General features: G+C 57.7%; 11 protein-coding genes and 1 pseudogene. 7 read left to right on the top strand and 5 right to left on the bottom strand.

Features of this window, described 5'->3' with window-relative positions; all coding sequences use genetic code 11:
* Window position 1 precedes the first annotated feature (1 nt).
* The 5 genes from serS to recG all read left to right on the top strand — a co-directional run bounded on the left by serS (window position 2) and on the right by recG (window position 4,915).
* Window positions 2-1,288, top strand: coding sequence for a serine--tRNA ligase (serS, locus tag PSR62_RS21795; RefSeq protein ID WP_274405084.1), 1,287 nt, complete (start codon window positions 2-4; stop codon window positions 1,286-1,288).
* A 1-nt stretch (window position 1,289) separates the two neighbouring features.
* Entirely contained in the window at window positions 1,290-1,454 is a 165-nt protein-coding gene (locus PSR62_RS25820; protein ID WP_443217316.1) for a DUF2256 domain-containing protein, read from the top strand.
* A 107-nt stretch (window positions 1,455-1,561) separates the two neighbouring features.
* On the top strand, window positions 1,562-1,831 hold the full coding sequence (locus tag PSR62_RS21800) for a hypothetical protein (RefSeq protein WP_274405085.1): 270 nt from the start codon (window positions 1,562-1,564) through the stop codon (window positions 1,829-1,831).
* Window positions 1,832-1,900: 69 nt separating this feature from the next.
* On the top strand, window positions 1,901-2,710 hold the full coding sequence (locus PSR62_RS21805; protein WP_047815220.1) for a TatD family hydrolase: 810 nt from the start codon (window positions 1,901-1,903) through the stop codon (window positions 2,708-2,710).
* Between the two features lie 9 nt (window positions 2,711-2,719).
* Window positions 2,720-4,915, top strand: coding sequence for an ATP-dependent DNA helicase RecG (recG, locus tag PSR62_RS21810; protein ID WP_274405086.1), 2,196 nt, complete (start codon window positions 2,720-2,722; stop codon window positions 4,913-4,915).
* 253 nt (window positions 4,916-5,168) lie between these two features.
* On the opposite strand, the gene PSR62_RS21815 is transcribed toward recG, so the two are convergent.
* Both PSR62_RS21815 and PSR62_RS21820 read right to left on the bottom strand, forming a co-directional pair.
* On the bottom strand, window positions 5,169-7,274 hold the full coding sequence (locus PSR62_RS21815; RefSeq protein WP_274405087.1) for an FAD-dependent oxidoreductase: 2,106 nt from the start codon (window positions 7,272-7,274) through the stop codon (window positions 5,169-5,171).
* A gap of 48 nt (window positions 7,275-7,322) precedes the next feature.
* A complete protein-coding gene (locus PSR62_RS21820; protein ID WP_274405088.1) occupies window positions 7,323-8,804 on the bottom strand; it encodes a sulfatase-like hydrolase/transferase in 1,482 nt (493 codons plus the stop codon).
* A 222-nt stretch (window positions 8,805-9,026) separates the two neighbouring features.
* Between PSR62_RS21820 and PSR62_RS21825 the strand changes: the two genes are divergently transcribed.
* Both PSR62_RS21825 and PSR62_RS21830 read left to right on the top strand, forming a co-directional pair.
* Window positions 9,027-10,481: a sulfatase gene (locus PSR62_RS21825; protein ID WP_274405089.1), complete on the top strand. Its 1,455-nt coding sequence runs from the start codon at window positions 9,027-9,029 to the stop codon at window positions 10,479-10,481.
* Window positions 10,482-10,619: 138 nt separating this feature from the next.
* Window positions 10,620-11,687 carry a transporter gene (locus PSR62_RS21830; RefSeq protein ID WP_274405090.1) on the top strand — a complete coding sequence of 356 codons (1,068 nt, stop codon included), beginning with the start codon at window positions 10,620-10,622 and terminating at the stop codon, window positions 11,685-11,687.
* Window positions 11,688-11,710: 23 nt separating this feature from the next.
* Here PSR62_RS21830 and PSR62_RS21835 read toward each other — a convergent pair whose 3' ends face one another.
* The 3 genes and pseudogenes from PSR62_RS21835 to PSR62_RS21845 form a co-directional block, all read right to left on the bottom strand.
* A complete protein-coding gene (locus PSR62_RS21835; RefSeq protein ID WP_338020243.1) occupies window positions 11,711-12,157 on the bottom strand; it encodes a class I SAM-dependent methyltransferase in 447 nt (148 codons plus the stop codon).
* A 2-nt stretch (window positions 12,158-12,159) separates the two neighbouring features.
* Window positions 12,160-12,315, bottom strand: a pseudogene (locus tag PSR62_RS21840) (DUF3419 family protein); the annotation flags it as partial.
* A gap of 48 nt (window positions 12,316-12,363) precedes the next feature.
* On the bottom strand, window positions 12,364-12,891 hold the full coding sequence (locus tag PSR62_RS21845; protein WP_443217317.1) for a UDP-2,3-diacylglucosamine diphosphatase: 528 nt from the start codon (window positions 12,889-12,891) through the stop codon (window positions 12,364-12,366).
* Between the last annotated feature and the right edge of the window lie 161 nt (window positions 12,892-13,052).

Raw genomic sequence — 13,052 nt, forward strand, 5'->3', positions numbered from 1 at the left:
GATGCTCGATCGCAAATTCATCCTGCAAAACGCCCAGCTTGTCGCTGAAAATTCCGCCAAGCGAGGCGTTTCCGTCGACGTCGACGCGATCTGCCGTCTCGAAGCCGAGCGAATGGAAGCGCTGAAGCAAGCCGAGGAACTCAATCGGCAAGCCAACGAAGTCAGCAAGCAGATCAAATCTGCCAAAGACAATGACGAGCGTCAGGAATTGATTTCCAAAGGTCGCAGCCTTCGCGAGCAAAAGGATGCCGCTGGTGCCGAGCAAGATCGCTTGGAAGCCGAGATCCTCGAGCTGCAGACCCTCCTTCCGAACATGACCCACCCCGATGTCCCCGAGGGTGGCGAGCATGACGCGAATGAAATTGGCCGCGGAAAAACGCCGGTGCCAAAACTGGATTTTCAACCGCTGGACCATTTGCAGCTGGGCGAAAAACATGACTTGTTCGACTTCGAAGGGGGAGCCCGCGTCGCTGGTTCCGGGTTTTACTTCTTGCGAAACGCCGCCGTGCGGTTGGATTTGGCGCTGCAACAATTCGCGATTTCGCACTTGTCCGGCAAAGGCTTCACGCCCGTTTCGACGCCCGACCTGGCGCTGACCAGTGTCCTGCAGGGCACCGGGTTCAACCCGCGTGGGCCTGAAACGCAGATCTACAGCATCGAAAACACGGAACTGAATTTAGTCGCGACCGCGGAAATCCCCCTGGGCGGCATGCTCAGCGGACAAGTTCTGGCCAGCGAAGAATTGCCGCTTCGTTATTGCGGTCTGAGTCACTGTTTTCGAACCGAAGCCGGTGCGGCGGGAAGAGCCAGCAAGGGACTCTACCGCGTTCACCAGTTCACCAAAGTCGAAATGTTCGCGTTCACATTGCCCGACCAGAGCACGGCAATGCACGAAGAGATGCGTGAACTGGAATGCGAAATCTTTGACGCGTTGGAAGTGCCCTACCGGGTGATCGACACCGCAACCGGTGACTTGGGCGGCCCCGCGTATCGCAAGTATGACTTGGAAGCTTGGATGCCCGGACGTGGCGAATCAGGCGACTGGGGGGAAGTGACCAGCACCAGCAACTGCACCGATTACCAGGCTCGTCGTTTGAACGTGCGGTCAAAAACGACTGGCCAGAAGGGAACGGACTTCGTTCACACTCTCAACGGCACCGCCATCGCGACCGGCCGGGCGATGATCGCCATTTTGGAAAATCACCAACGTGCCGATGGAACGATCAACGTGCCCAAGACATTGCGGCCATGGGTTGGCTGCGATGTTTTGGAATGCGTGAGCGAGTGATGTGTCCGCCCATCGGGACGCCAAACGGAACCTGCCCACGAAGACCTGCCCGGTCTGCCGGAGGGAGTTCGCCTGGCGAAAGAAGTGGGCTCGCGATTGGGACCAAGTCCGGTATTGCAGTCGGGCCTGCCGGAAAAAGGCGCCCACGCTGAGAACCAATCCATGAGTTGTCGGGTACAATTGAATTGACACCCTGAATTGATCTGCGGGGTTGTTGCCGTGAACGGGTAACCACCCGTTCTCAAACCGTTTCTCCCTCCACACACCTGCGCCATGAGCCAACGGACCGCTGACGAAATCCTGGACGCCTCGTACCTGGAAGTTCGAGCCAAAGTGTTGGAACTGGCGGCGGTCCTGGACCGACTGGACCGTGCTCCCGGTGGCCAGGATCCTTCACCGCGTCGCGATCAGCTCACGCATGCGATGGAAATGTTGCTCGCCGATGATCCCGACCGGGCCGCGAAGGTTCAGCATTGGTTCTCACGCCAGTACGACCCTGATTGGAAGACCAACCTCGGTGTGGGAACGCCGAGCACGACGTGAGCCAAATGTCCACTGGCTGACACCGCACAACTGCCCTCCGAAAACCACTCCGAATCACTGACCAGCAACATGGACTTCATCGACCCGCACATTCACATGGTCAGCCGCGTGACGGACGACTATGAAACGCTCGCTCGAATGGGATGCGTTGCCGTCAGCGAGCCGGCCTTTTGGGCTGGCTTTGATCGTGGCACGGTTGACGGTTTCCGCGATTACTTTGAACAACTGACCGCGGTGGAACCCAAGCGTGCGGCTCAGTTTGGCATCCAGCATTACTGTTGGTTGTGCATCAATGCCAAAGAAGCCGAGAATGTTTCGCTGTCTCGCGAAGTCATCTCGATGATTCCAGAGTTCCTCGACCGTCCTGGTGTGCTGGGGATCGGCGAGATCGGATTGAACAAGAACACCAAGAACGAAGCGACGGTGTTCCTCGAACACATGGAATTGGCGATCAAGTACGACCAACCGATCTTGATTCACACACCGCACTTGGAAGACAAGTACCAAGGCACGCGAATGATCTTGGACATGCTGTGTGACGACTCACGCATCAATCCCGACCGAGTGTTGGTGGATCACGTCGAAGAACACACCGTCAGCGAAGTGCTGGACCGAGGTTTCTGGGCCGGAATGACGCTTTATCCGGTCACCAAGTGCACGCCCGATCGTGCCGCCGATATGATTGAACGCCACGCGGGTGAACGATTGCTGGCCAACTCGGCGGGCGATTGGGGCATCAGCAAACCGACCGCCGTGCCTGATTTGATCTACACGATGCGACGTCGCGGGATGGACGAAGCCTTGATTCGCAAGGTCGTGCATGACAACCCGGTCGAGTTCTTTTCGAAAAGCAAACAGTTTCACTACACGCCTCGGTGATTGAATTTCGTGAGCGAGCCAAGCAGCAGCGAATCCACGCTCACGCTGACCACACCGATTCAGTACTTGCCGGGCGTTGGACCGGCGCGAGCGACCAAGCTTCGCAAGTTGGGATTGCGAATCGCTCGCGACATTCTGTTTTTGTTCCCGCGGAATCACACGTTCCCGCCGCCGCCAACCAAAGTGGCGGATTTGGCGGAAGGGAAACCGGCGACCTTCATCGGGACGATCACCGATGCCGAGTTGGTCTCTCGCACGCCCGGCAAATCGATCTTTGCCGCGATCGTTGAAAATGATTCGGGCGCGGTTCGAATCGTGTTCTTCAATCAACCGTTTCGCGCCGAGCAATTGACGTTCGAGACGCAGGTACGAATCAGTGGCACTCCCAAGTTGGCGGGACTGCGATGGGAGTTCACGCATCCTCAATACGAGGTCGTCCAAGAGGGCGAATTGCCGGACGAAGACGCGCCCGGCGGGTTGATTCTGCCCAACTACCCGCTGACCGAGGGCGTCAAGCAATCCGATCTGCGGCGTTTGGCTCGTCCATTGGTGCAAGAACTGGCAGCTCAATTGACCGAGGTGTTGCCGGAGCGGTTGCGATCCGATGCTGCCAAACGATTGAACGCAGCAGGGATGGAATTGCCCGCCGTGCTGCCCGGTATTTCGGAGGCATTGCGAGGCATCCATTTGCCGGAAAGCGAAGCCGACCTGTCCGCAGCACAAACTCGGCTGGTGTTTCAAGAGTTGCTGGTGATGCAGTTGGCCCTGGCGATGAGGCGTCGATCGCTGACCAGCGAACTGCGGGCACCCTCGCTGGAGTGTTCTGCCACGGTTCGCAATCGGATCTTGCGGCGATTCCCCTTTGAATTGACCGGCGATCAACGCCGTGTGATGGACGTGATCGCAGCCGACATGGCTCGTCAGTTTCCGATGAACCGATTGCTGCAAGGCGACGTCGGCAGCGGCAAAACCGTCGTCGCAATTTTCGCGATGCTGGTCGCCGTCGCGGGAGAACACCAAGCCACCTTGATGGCCCCGACGGAAGTGCTGGCGAGGCAGCACCACGCGACGCTTCAGCGGATGCTGGCGGACAGTCGCGTGCGGATCGGTTTGCTGTGCGGATCGCTGGGTGCGGCCGAGCGACGTGACACCGTCGAGAAAATCCGAAGCGGTGAAGTGGACATCGTGATCGGCACCCAAGCCTTGCTGTATGGCGTCGAGTTCCATCGCTTGGGGCTGTGCGTGATCGATGAGCAGCACAAGTTTGGTGTCAAGCAACGGGTGACGCTTCGCGATGGCGGCGTTGACCCGCACTACTTGGTGATGTCCGCCACACCGATCCCCCGCAGTGTCGCAATGACCCAGTTCGGCGACGTGGACCTGAGCACGTTGCGTGAAAAGCCGGCCGGTCGTGGTGCGGTGCACACGTACTTGGCCGGTGACAGTTGGCGTGATCGCTGGTGGTCATTCGTCAAAGAACGTGTGGCGGAAGGACGGCAAGCCTTTGTGGTGGCTCCACGCGTCGGACCGGAAGTCGAAACCGCGGACGAAGAACTTTCAGAACTCATCGATCCAGCTGAACCGCCCGCCGAAGACATCACGTCGGTGCACGCGACCTATGAACAGCTTCGCACAGGGCCGCTGAAAGGATTGCGAGTCGGATTGTTGCATGGCCGCATGCCCTCGGATGAAAAGCAACGCGTGATGGAGTCGTTTGCAGAAGGGGAACTGGATGTTTTGGTCAGCACCACCGTGATCGAAGTTGGGATCGATGTTCCCAACGCAACCGTCATGGCGATCTTGGGCGGCAACCGGTTTGGGCTGGCTCAGTTGCACCAACTTCGCGGCCGAGTCAGCCGCGGCACTCATGCGGGGCACGTGTGCGTGTTTGTCGATGGTGACAAACCACCACAAGAAGACGAGCGATTGAAAGTCTTTGAGCAAACGCTGGATGGTTTTGAATTGGCTGAAGCAGACTTTCGCCTGCGAGGGCCTGGCGACGTTTTGGGCCAACGCCAAAGCGGTGACGCTCGCTTGAGAATCGCGGACTTGCACCGCGATGTCGAGATTCTACAAGTCGCTCGCGAGATGGCTCACGACTGGATCGACCAAGACCCTGAGATGGAATCGGAAGGCCTGGAAGATCTCAAGTCTCAAGTCCTCCGCCGCTACGGCAATCACCTCGACCTCAGCGACGGTGCCTGAGGGGAAACGGAGACGACGATTCAGTCGCAACAGGCAGCATGACTTTCAACGGTGAGCGGCAGGCCGCGAACCGTCCGGTGACGCCCAATGCCATCTACTTTGTAGCGGAACGGCGCGAGCCGTCCGGTGACGCACCGGAAAACACCGACGATTTACCGGACGGCTTGCGCCGTTCCGCTAATAAAATCCCCTCGATTGGTTCTAAAGTAGATGGCATTGCGGTGACGCCCCCGGTGGCGTGTGGGCTGTCGCCTCATTCGCCAGCACTGTCAACCGGAACGAACTGCACTGCGTCGGCGATGACATAGCCATCGGAATCATCGTTTCGGATCTCGACGATCGCATTCGTTCCCAAATCGAATTCCCCCAGTTTGGCACGGCCACCGGACTTCGCATCCCGTTGGTTCACACGCCGTTCGTGTTGTTCCCCAGCGGCGTCGGTGATCTTCACCATCGTGTTGCTGGCTCGGTTGGAATGCGCCGGCCACAGCAACCGCACCTCGTAGCGTCCCGGTTGTTTCAACGAGGCCTGATACACCGCCACGCACTCTCCTTTGCTGACGTTGCTGTCGTGCAGATAGTCCATCCCGACTCGGTTGCCGGTCGAACGACTGGGGATCCAACCGCCTTCCGTCTTTGCTTGTGAGTTGTCGACGACAATCCCATCGAGCGACTTTGGATCGATTCCAGGCTTGGGTTTGGGACCGGCATAAGCCAGCACTTGCTTGTCTTCTACCAAACGCGCTGCCAAACGTTCGTAGTCAACATTTTGAACCGCGACTTGGTCGTCGATCGCCATGGCTGCTGCGGTTGCGGAGGTTTGCCCGAGCACCATGAACACAGGTTCCATCCGAATCGATCCGAAAGCGATGTGCGATGCGGACAAACAAACGGGAACCAACAAATTGGAAACCTCACGTCGTTTGGGAACCAACGACCGGTAGCTGATGCCGTACGGCGGGAAACCACCGACCTGGACATCGCCTTCGTTGCGCACGTGACCATTCTCATCGATGTAGCGTTGTTGGTGGTGCGAATCCATCGTGTAGGCCGCCAATCCGATTGGGTCTTCGACCGGCAGACCTTGGCAATTCTTCTGAGTCATCACGTACTCGCCGACCATCCGCCGAGCCTCGCGAATGTAGAGTTGGTCTTGCCAGCCATTGCCCTCTTCAAACTCGTCTTTGCACATGCCCCACCGAGACACTTCTTTGCGCACGTTCTCGGGAACACGGGGGTGATTGGCCAGCGTCCACATCAACCCTTGTTGATACAACCGATGCTTGGCAACAATTTTCTCGCGTTCTTCATAGCTCGCTTCGGGGTAGTCGTAGTTTTGACCGATGAAGTCGGTTGAGAATCCCAACCGGTTGTTGGTGTCGGTTTTGCGATTTGGCATCCCGGAGTTGATCCATGGGGCCGCATTTTCACCGGCCTCGTAATTGCGAAGCATCAGCTCGTACCACAGCGGTTGATAGCCCTCTGGCTTGTGAAACGGGATGCGATTCTCGGGGTGATCGGTCAAGCACATCCGAAAACAATAGGCTTGCACGCGATGATCCGCGGCTCCCTCTTCCCCCGGCCCGTTGGGGTCGATATGCGGGAGCAACCCACTGCTTGGGTCACCGGGAACGACCGAGGAATCGATGCCTTTTCGCAACTGGTGATAAATCCCCATTTTGGTCTGCACGCCGTTGAGTGTTTCGCCGTACTGCTCGTTTGCTTCCCGGCCCACGGTGTAACTGACACCGGCGGCGGCCAACAAATCGCCTTCGTAAGTGGCGTCGATGAACATCGCTGCCCGATACGTTTCCCCCGATTCCATCCGAATCCCAATGATCCGGGCTGGCAGACTGCGAGTCATCCTCACCGAGGAACGGTCCAGTCGTTTGCCGTAGTCGACCCGGATGCCATCCCGCTCAATCCAATCTTGATAGACCGACAACGCGACGCTGGGTTCGAACGTCCACATCGCGGATTCCCCCGCGGCGGTCTTGGATTGGCCATCGCCTCGATACTCTTCTGCACGCTGCCAATTCCAAGCGGAGGGATCTTCGTAGTGTGCCGCGATGTCTTCGTAAAATTCGCGAGCGATCCCACCAATCGCGGCTTTGTTGCCAATGTCGGTTTGCCCCAACCCACCGGTTGTCAAACCACCGACACGTTGACTGGGCTCGATCACGATCACGGACTTGCCCATCCGATGGGCTTGTACCGCGGCGGCAATCCCAGCCGAGGTGCCACCGTAGACGACCAAGTCCACCGGTTCAGGATCCGCGGCGCCAGCAGGCAGCGACCAGCCGACCAACAATGACAAGGCCACTGAAAAACAATGTTTCGCTCGTGGTTTCATACTCATGGATACGTCCGAGGAAGAAGTGGGGATTTCAAATACAAATGGAAAGCATCAGTCGGCCGCTGGCGGCTCGGGCCGTGGTTCCCAAGCGTCATAGTGTTTCGCGGATTGACCAGACCAAAAGGGCGACGAATCCCACAGCGGGACCGTCGTCAGCATCGATTCCCAAGCCCCCAACTCGCGAAACAGTTCGTTCCTTCGTTCGGGTTGCTGCGCCGACAAGTCGTCGCTTTCTGAAACATCGTTGGCCACATTGAACAGTTCCGCGGGGCGATGCGAGGGACGCACCAATTTGTGGCTGCCATCCAAGATCGCCGCTTGCCCCTGCAATCGCCAGTGCAGTCGTCGTGCAGGTGGCTGGCTGCCGTCGATCAAGTGAGCCGTCATGTCGATTCCATCATGCGGACCAACCATACGATTCATCCGCTTTCGATTGGTTGCGTCTTCGTGCGACATCGGATCAGAAAGTCCCAGCGGTTCAGCCCCCGCAGCAGCACAAAAGGTCGGCAGCAGATCCAGCGAACTGGTCACCCCGTCGCACCGCGTTCCCGCAGGGATTTTGGCCGGCCATGTCCAAATCATTGGAACGCGAATCCCGCCTTCTCGCATCGATCCCTTGACTCCCCGAAGCGGTCCGTTCCAACTGCCATTGTTGGTCGCGCCACCGTTGTCCGAAAAGAAAACAAGCAGCGTGTTGTCCCATTGGCCGGAAGCTTCCAAGTGCTCCCGAATTCGGCCCACCCCTCGATCGAGCGCGAACATCATCGCGGCGTAGGTTCGTCGTCGTTGATTCTCGATGTTTGCAAAGCGTGCCAAGTCCGCTTCGGTGGCATGCATCGGCGTGTGCGGTGCGTTGTAGGAAAAGAACACGAACCAAGGCTGGTCTGGTTTCGCAGCTTCGTGTTGATCGATGAACCGCAACCCTTCGTCGGTGAAGAAGTCCGTCAGGTACTCACTGGAAAAATCCTCGACTCGCTGCCCGTTGCGTTCGATGACGTGATTCATCGTCGTTGGAAAGTAGTGATGACCGCCCGTGAGCATGCCACAAAAATGATCGAAGCCTCGTCGATTGGGATGGTGCATTTCCCCCATCCCCAAGTGCCACTTCCCGATCAAAGCGGTCGCGTACCCTGCCGCACCAAGATGATCGCCCAACGTTTTTTCGCTGATCGGCAATCCCAGCAATTCTGGACGAGTCGCGTAGTTCGCCGCCGAAGCGTTCATATTGCCTTCGTAGCCAAACCTCCGCGGGTCGCGTCCCGTCAACAGGCCGGCTCGCGACGGTGAACACACCGCGCTGGTCACGTAGGCTTGCGAGCACAGCACACCGGATTCGGCCAAGCGGTCCAAATTTGGTGTTTGCAAGGTTTGACTGCCCATGCATCCCATGTCCCCGTAGCCCATGTCGTCCGCCAGAATGACCACGATGTTCGGCCTGCTCGACTCAGCGGCATTCAACACTCCGCCGCCAACCAAGAAGATCAAAGGCAACCAAACGGTGGAGCAAACCGCTGAAAGAATGGAGGTGGGCATGATGAGGCGGGGTGTGATGGCAGGGAAAGGCGGGATGATCGTTGGCCAACAGTTTATTTGACACCGACGCTCATTCCCAAGATGCTAGCGACTCCAGCGGCAAAGAAGTTGGAAAACGATTCTCCCGCTCGACGTCGCCTCACAGGTGTTCATGATGGAACGGCAACACCAGTGTCCCCACCGCGTTTCCCCGCACCTTCCCCCCCCACTCGTTCATCCCAAATGTCAAAGCCAACCTTTTTTGCGTGGGCTGCTGCAGTCGTCCTCGGCTGCACCTCGCTGGCCCCCTCCTTCGCGGTAGCGGAAACTGCCGATCAGCCAAACATCCTGTTCATTTTAGCCGACGACTTGGCTTGGTCGGACCTGGGATGCTACGGCCATCCCTGGCACGACACACCGCACCTGGATCAACTGGCGTCCGAAGGGGCCCGCTTCACAGAAGCCTACGCGTCCGCCCCGATCTGCTCCGCATCCCGCGCATCAATCTTGACCGGCAAGACGCCTGCACGTTTGCACTTTGAGTTCGTCACCAAGGACGAACCGGGGCAACAAAAGATCGATTTCCCGACGCCTTTGTCAGCACCTCCGCTGACGTTGAACCTGCCGCTTGAAGAGCGAACGATCGCTGAATGTTTGAACGGCGAAGGTTACCAAACGGCGTTCTTCGGCAAGTGGCATGTCAGTTCGCACCATGAGCGCTACCTCGGGTGGAGTCCCACGCACGGGCCCAAGAAGCAAGGCTTCGAGGTGGCGGAGGAAGACTACGGGGCGCACCCATACAACTGGAAACGCTCGCCCGTCGAAACGATCACCGAGGTAGGCAGCTTTGCCTCCGATTCGATGGTCGACCGAGTCGGTGCCTTCCTTCGAAAGAAACACGATCGCCCGTACTTCGCCATGGCGTCCTCGTTCTACGTCCACACACCCGTCCGCACGCCCTGCCAATGGCTGCGAAAGAAGTACGACGCTCGGGTGCCTTCGAATTCGAAGAAGCGCAAGAACCGAATCGAGTACGCTGCCTTCGTGGAGACGTTTGATCACCATGTCGGGCAGATCCTCGATTCACTCGAGGCATCCGGCGAAGCTGATCGAACCATTGTGGTGTTCTATTCCGACAACGGCGGGCACCCGGAGTACACCGCCAATGCACCGCTGCGTGGATCGAAATGGAATTTGTACGAAGGTGGCATTCGTGTGCCCATGCTGGTGCGTTGGCCAGGCAAAATCGCGGAGCAAACCATGATGGATCAGCCCGTCGTCGGATACGACCTGCTGCCCACGATGGTGGAATGGGCGGGTGGCAATCCACCGGAGTGCGATGGTGAAAGCGCTGCCGGCTGGATGGTTGGCAAGTCCCAACCGACATCCAACAAGCGTTCCATGATCTGGCACTTCCCGTACTACCATCCTGAAACCGGCTTCGCCAAGGCTCCCGACTCGATCGGCATCGATGACTTCGCGACCAGCCGAACTCGCCCCCAGTCAGCCATTCGTCGCGGCCAGTACAAATTGCTGCAATTCGCCGAGGATGATCGCGTCGAGCTTTACGATCTCACCAACGACATGGGGGAACAGCAGGACCTGTCAGCTCAACAACCGGAACTCGCGGCTGAACTTCAGCGAGAGTTGCAGCAGACACTCACACAACAAAACGCTCGTTTGCCTACGGAGAGCTGATTCCTCGACGGTTGAACACCTGACTCTCGTTTCAATGTCAAACCTTGCGGCCAATGCGGGTAGTGGGTCCCGAGCAAACTGAACAGTGGGCTCGTCCCAATTCTTCCGATTCAAGGGAATGTCTTCATTGTCCCCAGGATGTTCGATATGCGATTCCGTTTCACAGCAACAAGTGTTTTTCTCGCTTTATTCTCTACTGTTGCTCATGCGGATCATCCCGGCCGAAAGAGTTTGGCGGACAAGCACGCGCCCGCCGGAATCATGGGCGATCACTTGCACGACAAGGGCGAGTGGATGGTCGAGTACAAGTACATGGTCATGTCCATGGAAGACAATCGCATCGGTGAAACCACCATCAGCGACCAAGATGCGATCGGGCCGGCGGGACCTCCCGGTGGCATTGTGGTCGATGGTATCCAAACCAACGGCGGGGCCACACCGACTCAGATGACCATGGAAATGCACATGGCGCACATCATGTACGGCGCGTCAGATGACATCACGCTGTACACGATGTTGATGATGCCCGCGCTAACCATGGACCACATTCGCGGCGACGGAAACCCGGCTGGTCGCGGTGGAGACTTCACGACGCACAACAGTGGCTTTGGTGACACCTCGCTCGGCGCGTTGCTCCGGCTCTACAGCACTGAATCACAAGACCTGCTGTTCAATCTGGGATGCTCGGTCCCGACCGGTGACATCTATCGTGAAACGACTGCACCGACGGGTGGCATGATGTCGCAACCAATGCCTTACCCCATGCGGCTCGGCAGCGGCACCTTCAACGCTCGTCCAGGCGTGACATGGAAATACTTCCGCGAATGGTGGAGTGGCGGTGTTCAGTTCCAAACGGATTTGCCGATCGGCCGCAACTATCGCGGCTACAGCGTCAGCGACGAATTCCGGTTGAATTCCTGGACCAGCGTTCTGCTGACCGACAATTGGTCGGTGTCGCTCCGCGGCGAACACCTGTGGCGGACCGACTATGACGGCTCCGATCCCGCAGCCGACAATCTGGTGATCTCCACCAACGTCGAAGAGTTCCGAGGCGGTTACTGGTACAACCTCGGCATCGGCACCCAGGTGATGGCTCACGGCCACTACTTCAATTTCGAGTTTGTCCCCACCATCGCTCAAGACCTGGACGGAATCCAACTGGAAACCGATTACTCGGTCATCGCCAGCTGGTCCAAGGCTTGGTGAGCAAACGCTAGCATCACCGCTCCTCAGCCGGCTGGTTTCCCGCCAAGAAACAGGTAATAGGGTGCCTTCAGGAGCGGCATGTAGGGAACGCTTCCCAGTCGCTCCTCGCAACGTTCCATTTCAAATTGCCGGTTCAACATGGCCAGATGGTCGCTGGACAAGGACACATTGTCCGCAGCGAACCAGAGCGACCAAAATGTCCGCCGCAGCCATCCGTGTTGACGACTGCCCGCTGCTGCGTGCTTCCGCGACACGTGAAAGTCCGTCACCGCGATCCGACCACCGGGTTTGAGAATCCGCCGGGCGATCAAAATCGACTCGAACCAGTCCGGAATCATCGTCAGCGAATACGAAAACGTGACGACGTCCACGCTGTTTTCCGGCAGCTCGAATTTGGTCGCGTCAGCGTGATGCAGCATCACGTTGTTCAGCCCGCGTTCCTCGACTCGTTCGGCCGCGACCTTCAGCAGTGATGGCAACCGGCGGACGTGATCACCAGCACCGAATCATCGGCCCCCAGCGAAAGTGCTTGACGATCAATGCGAGGGTCCTCCCAGCATGTGTTGTAGACGAGGTTCTTTTGGTGAACGACCTTGAAACACTTGTTGCCAAGCCAATTTGCGACCATACGAAGTTGTCTTTCAATCAGAGTTGGAGTTTGGTTGCGTGTCACGCATCACGCCGCGTAAACACGGGATGCCGTTCCGGCGCTCGCCGCAACGAGTTCTCGTTCGTCCAGGCTGGTTGCCTTTTTCACTGGGATTCCTTGGCGCAAGGGCCCGCGTTGAGAGGGAAGGCGAAGAAACAGGTCTTCGTCATAGCGGCGAACCAAATGCAATTGACCATCGTGACGCTCCACCAACCCGGTGCAGTTCTCGATCCAGTCTCCGGTGTTGCAGTACCACATCGAATCGCCGGTCACGATGTCGGGCGTGTGGATGTGTCCGCAGATCACACCATCGCAATCCTGTTCTCTAGCGTGGTTCCGAATCCTGTTTTCGAAGCCACTCACAAAGCGAATCCAACGTTTGACGCGGTCCTTTAAAACCGCACACAGACCGTGAGGATTGCAATCTCGGTGCTGCCAAGTTTTGTGATACCAACGGTTCAAACTCAAACAAACGTCGTACAAAGCGGTCGACCCCTTGGACAACCACTGAGCGTTGAGTTCAACACAGTCAAAAAGGTCACCGTGCGTGATCAAGAACTTCCATCCTTGACCCCGGGAGTGCAATCCAATGCTGAACGACCATCGCTTTGAACTTGAATTCGAGCGAAGAGTACCAATCCAGTGTGACGTTCTCGTTAACGGCTGATGCGGGTTGCAAAAATCTTCCTGACCGCACCGTCACGTCGGCTTGCAAG

The sequence above is a fragment of the Rhodopirellula sp. P2 genome, assembly GCF_028768465.1.
Taxonomy (GTDB): domain Bacteria; phylum Planctomycetota; class Planctomycetia; order Pirellulales; family Pirellulaceae; genus Rhodopirellula.

Excerpts from the sequence above, each read along its gene's own strand:
- serS (WP_274405084.1), top strand. The coding sequence starts at position 2 with ATGCTCGATCGCAAATTCATCCTGCAAAACGCCCAGCTTGTCGCTGAA.
- PSR62_RS21800 (WP_274405085.1), top strand. The coding sequence starts at position 1,562 with ATGAGCCAACGGACCGCTGACGAAATCCTGGACGCCTCGTACCTGGAA.
- PSR62_RS21805 (WP_047815220.1), top strand. The coding sequence starts at position 1,901 with ATGGACTTCATCGACCCGCACATTCACATGGTCAGCCGCGTGACGGAC.
- PSR62_RS21815 (WP_274405087.1), bottom strand. The coding sequence starts at position 7,274 with ATGAGTATGAAACCACGAGCGAAACATTGTTTTTCAGTGGCCTTGTCA.
- PSR62_RS21820 (WP_274405088.1), bottom strand. The coding sequence starts at position 8,804 with ATGCCCACCTCCATTCTTTCAGCGGTTTGCTCCACCGTTTGGTTGCCT.
- PSR62_RS21825 (WP_274405089.1), top strand. The coding sequence starts at position 9,027 with ATGTCAAAGCCAACCTTTTTTGCGTGGGCTGCTGCAGTCGTCCTCGGC.
- PSR62_RS21830 (WP_274405090.1), top strand. The coding sequence starts at position 10,620 with ATGTTCGATATGCGATTCCGTTTCACAGCAACAAGTGTTTTTCTCGCT.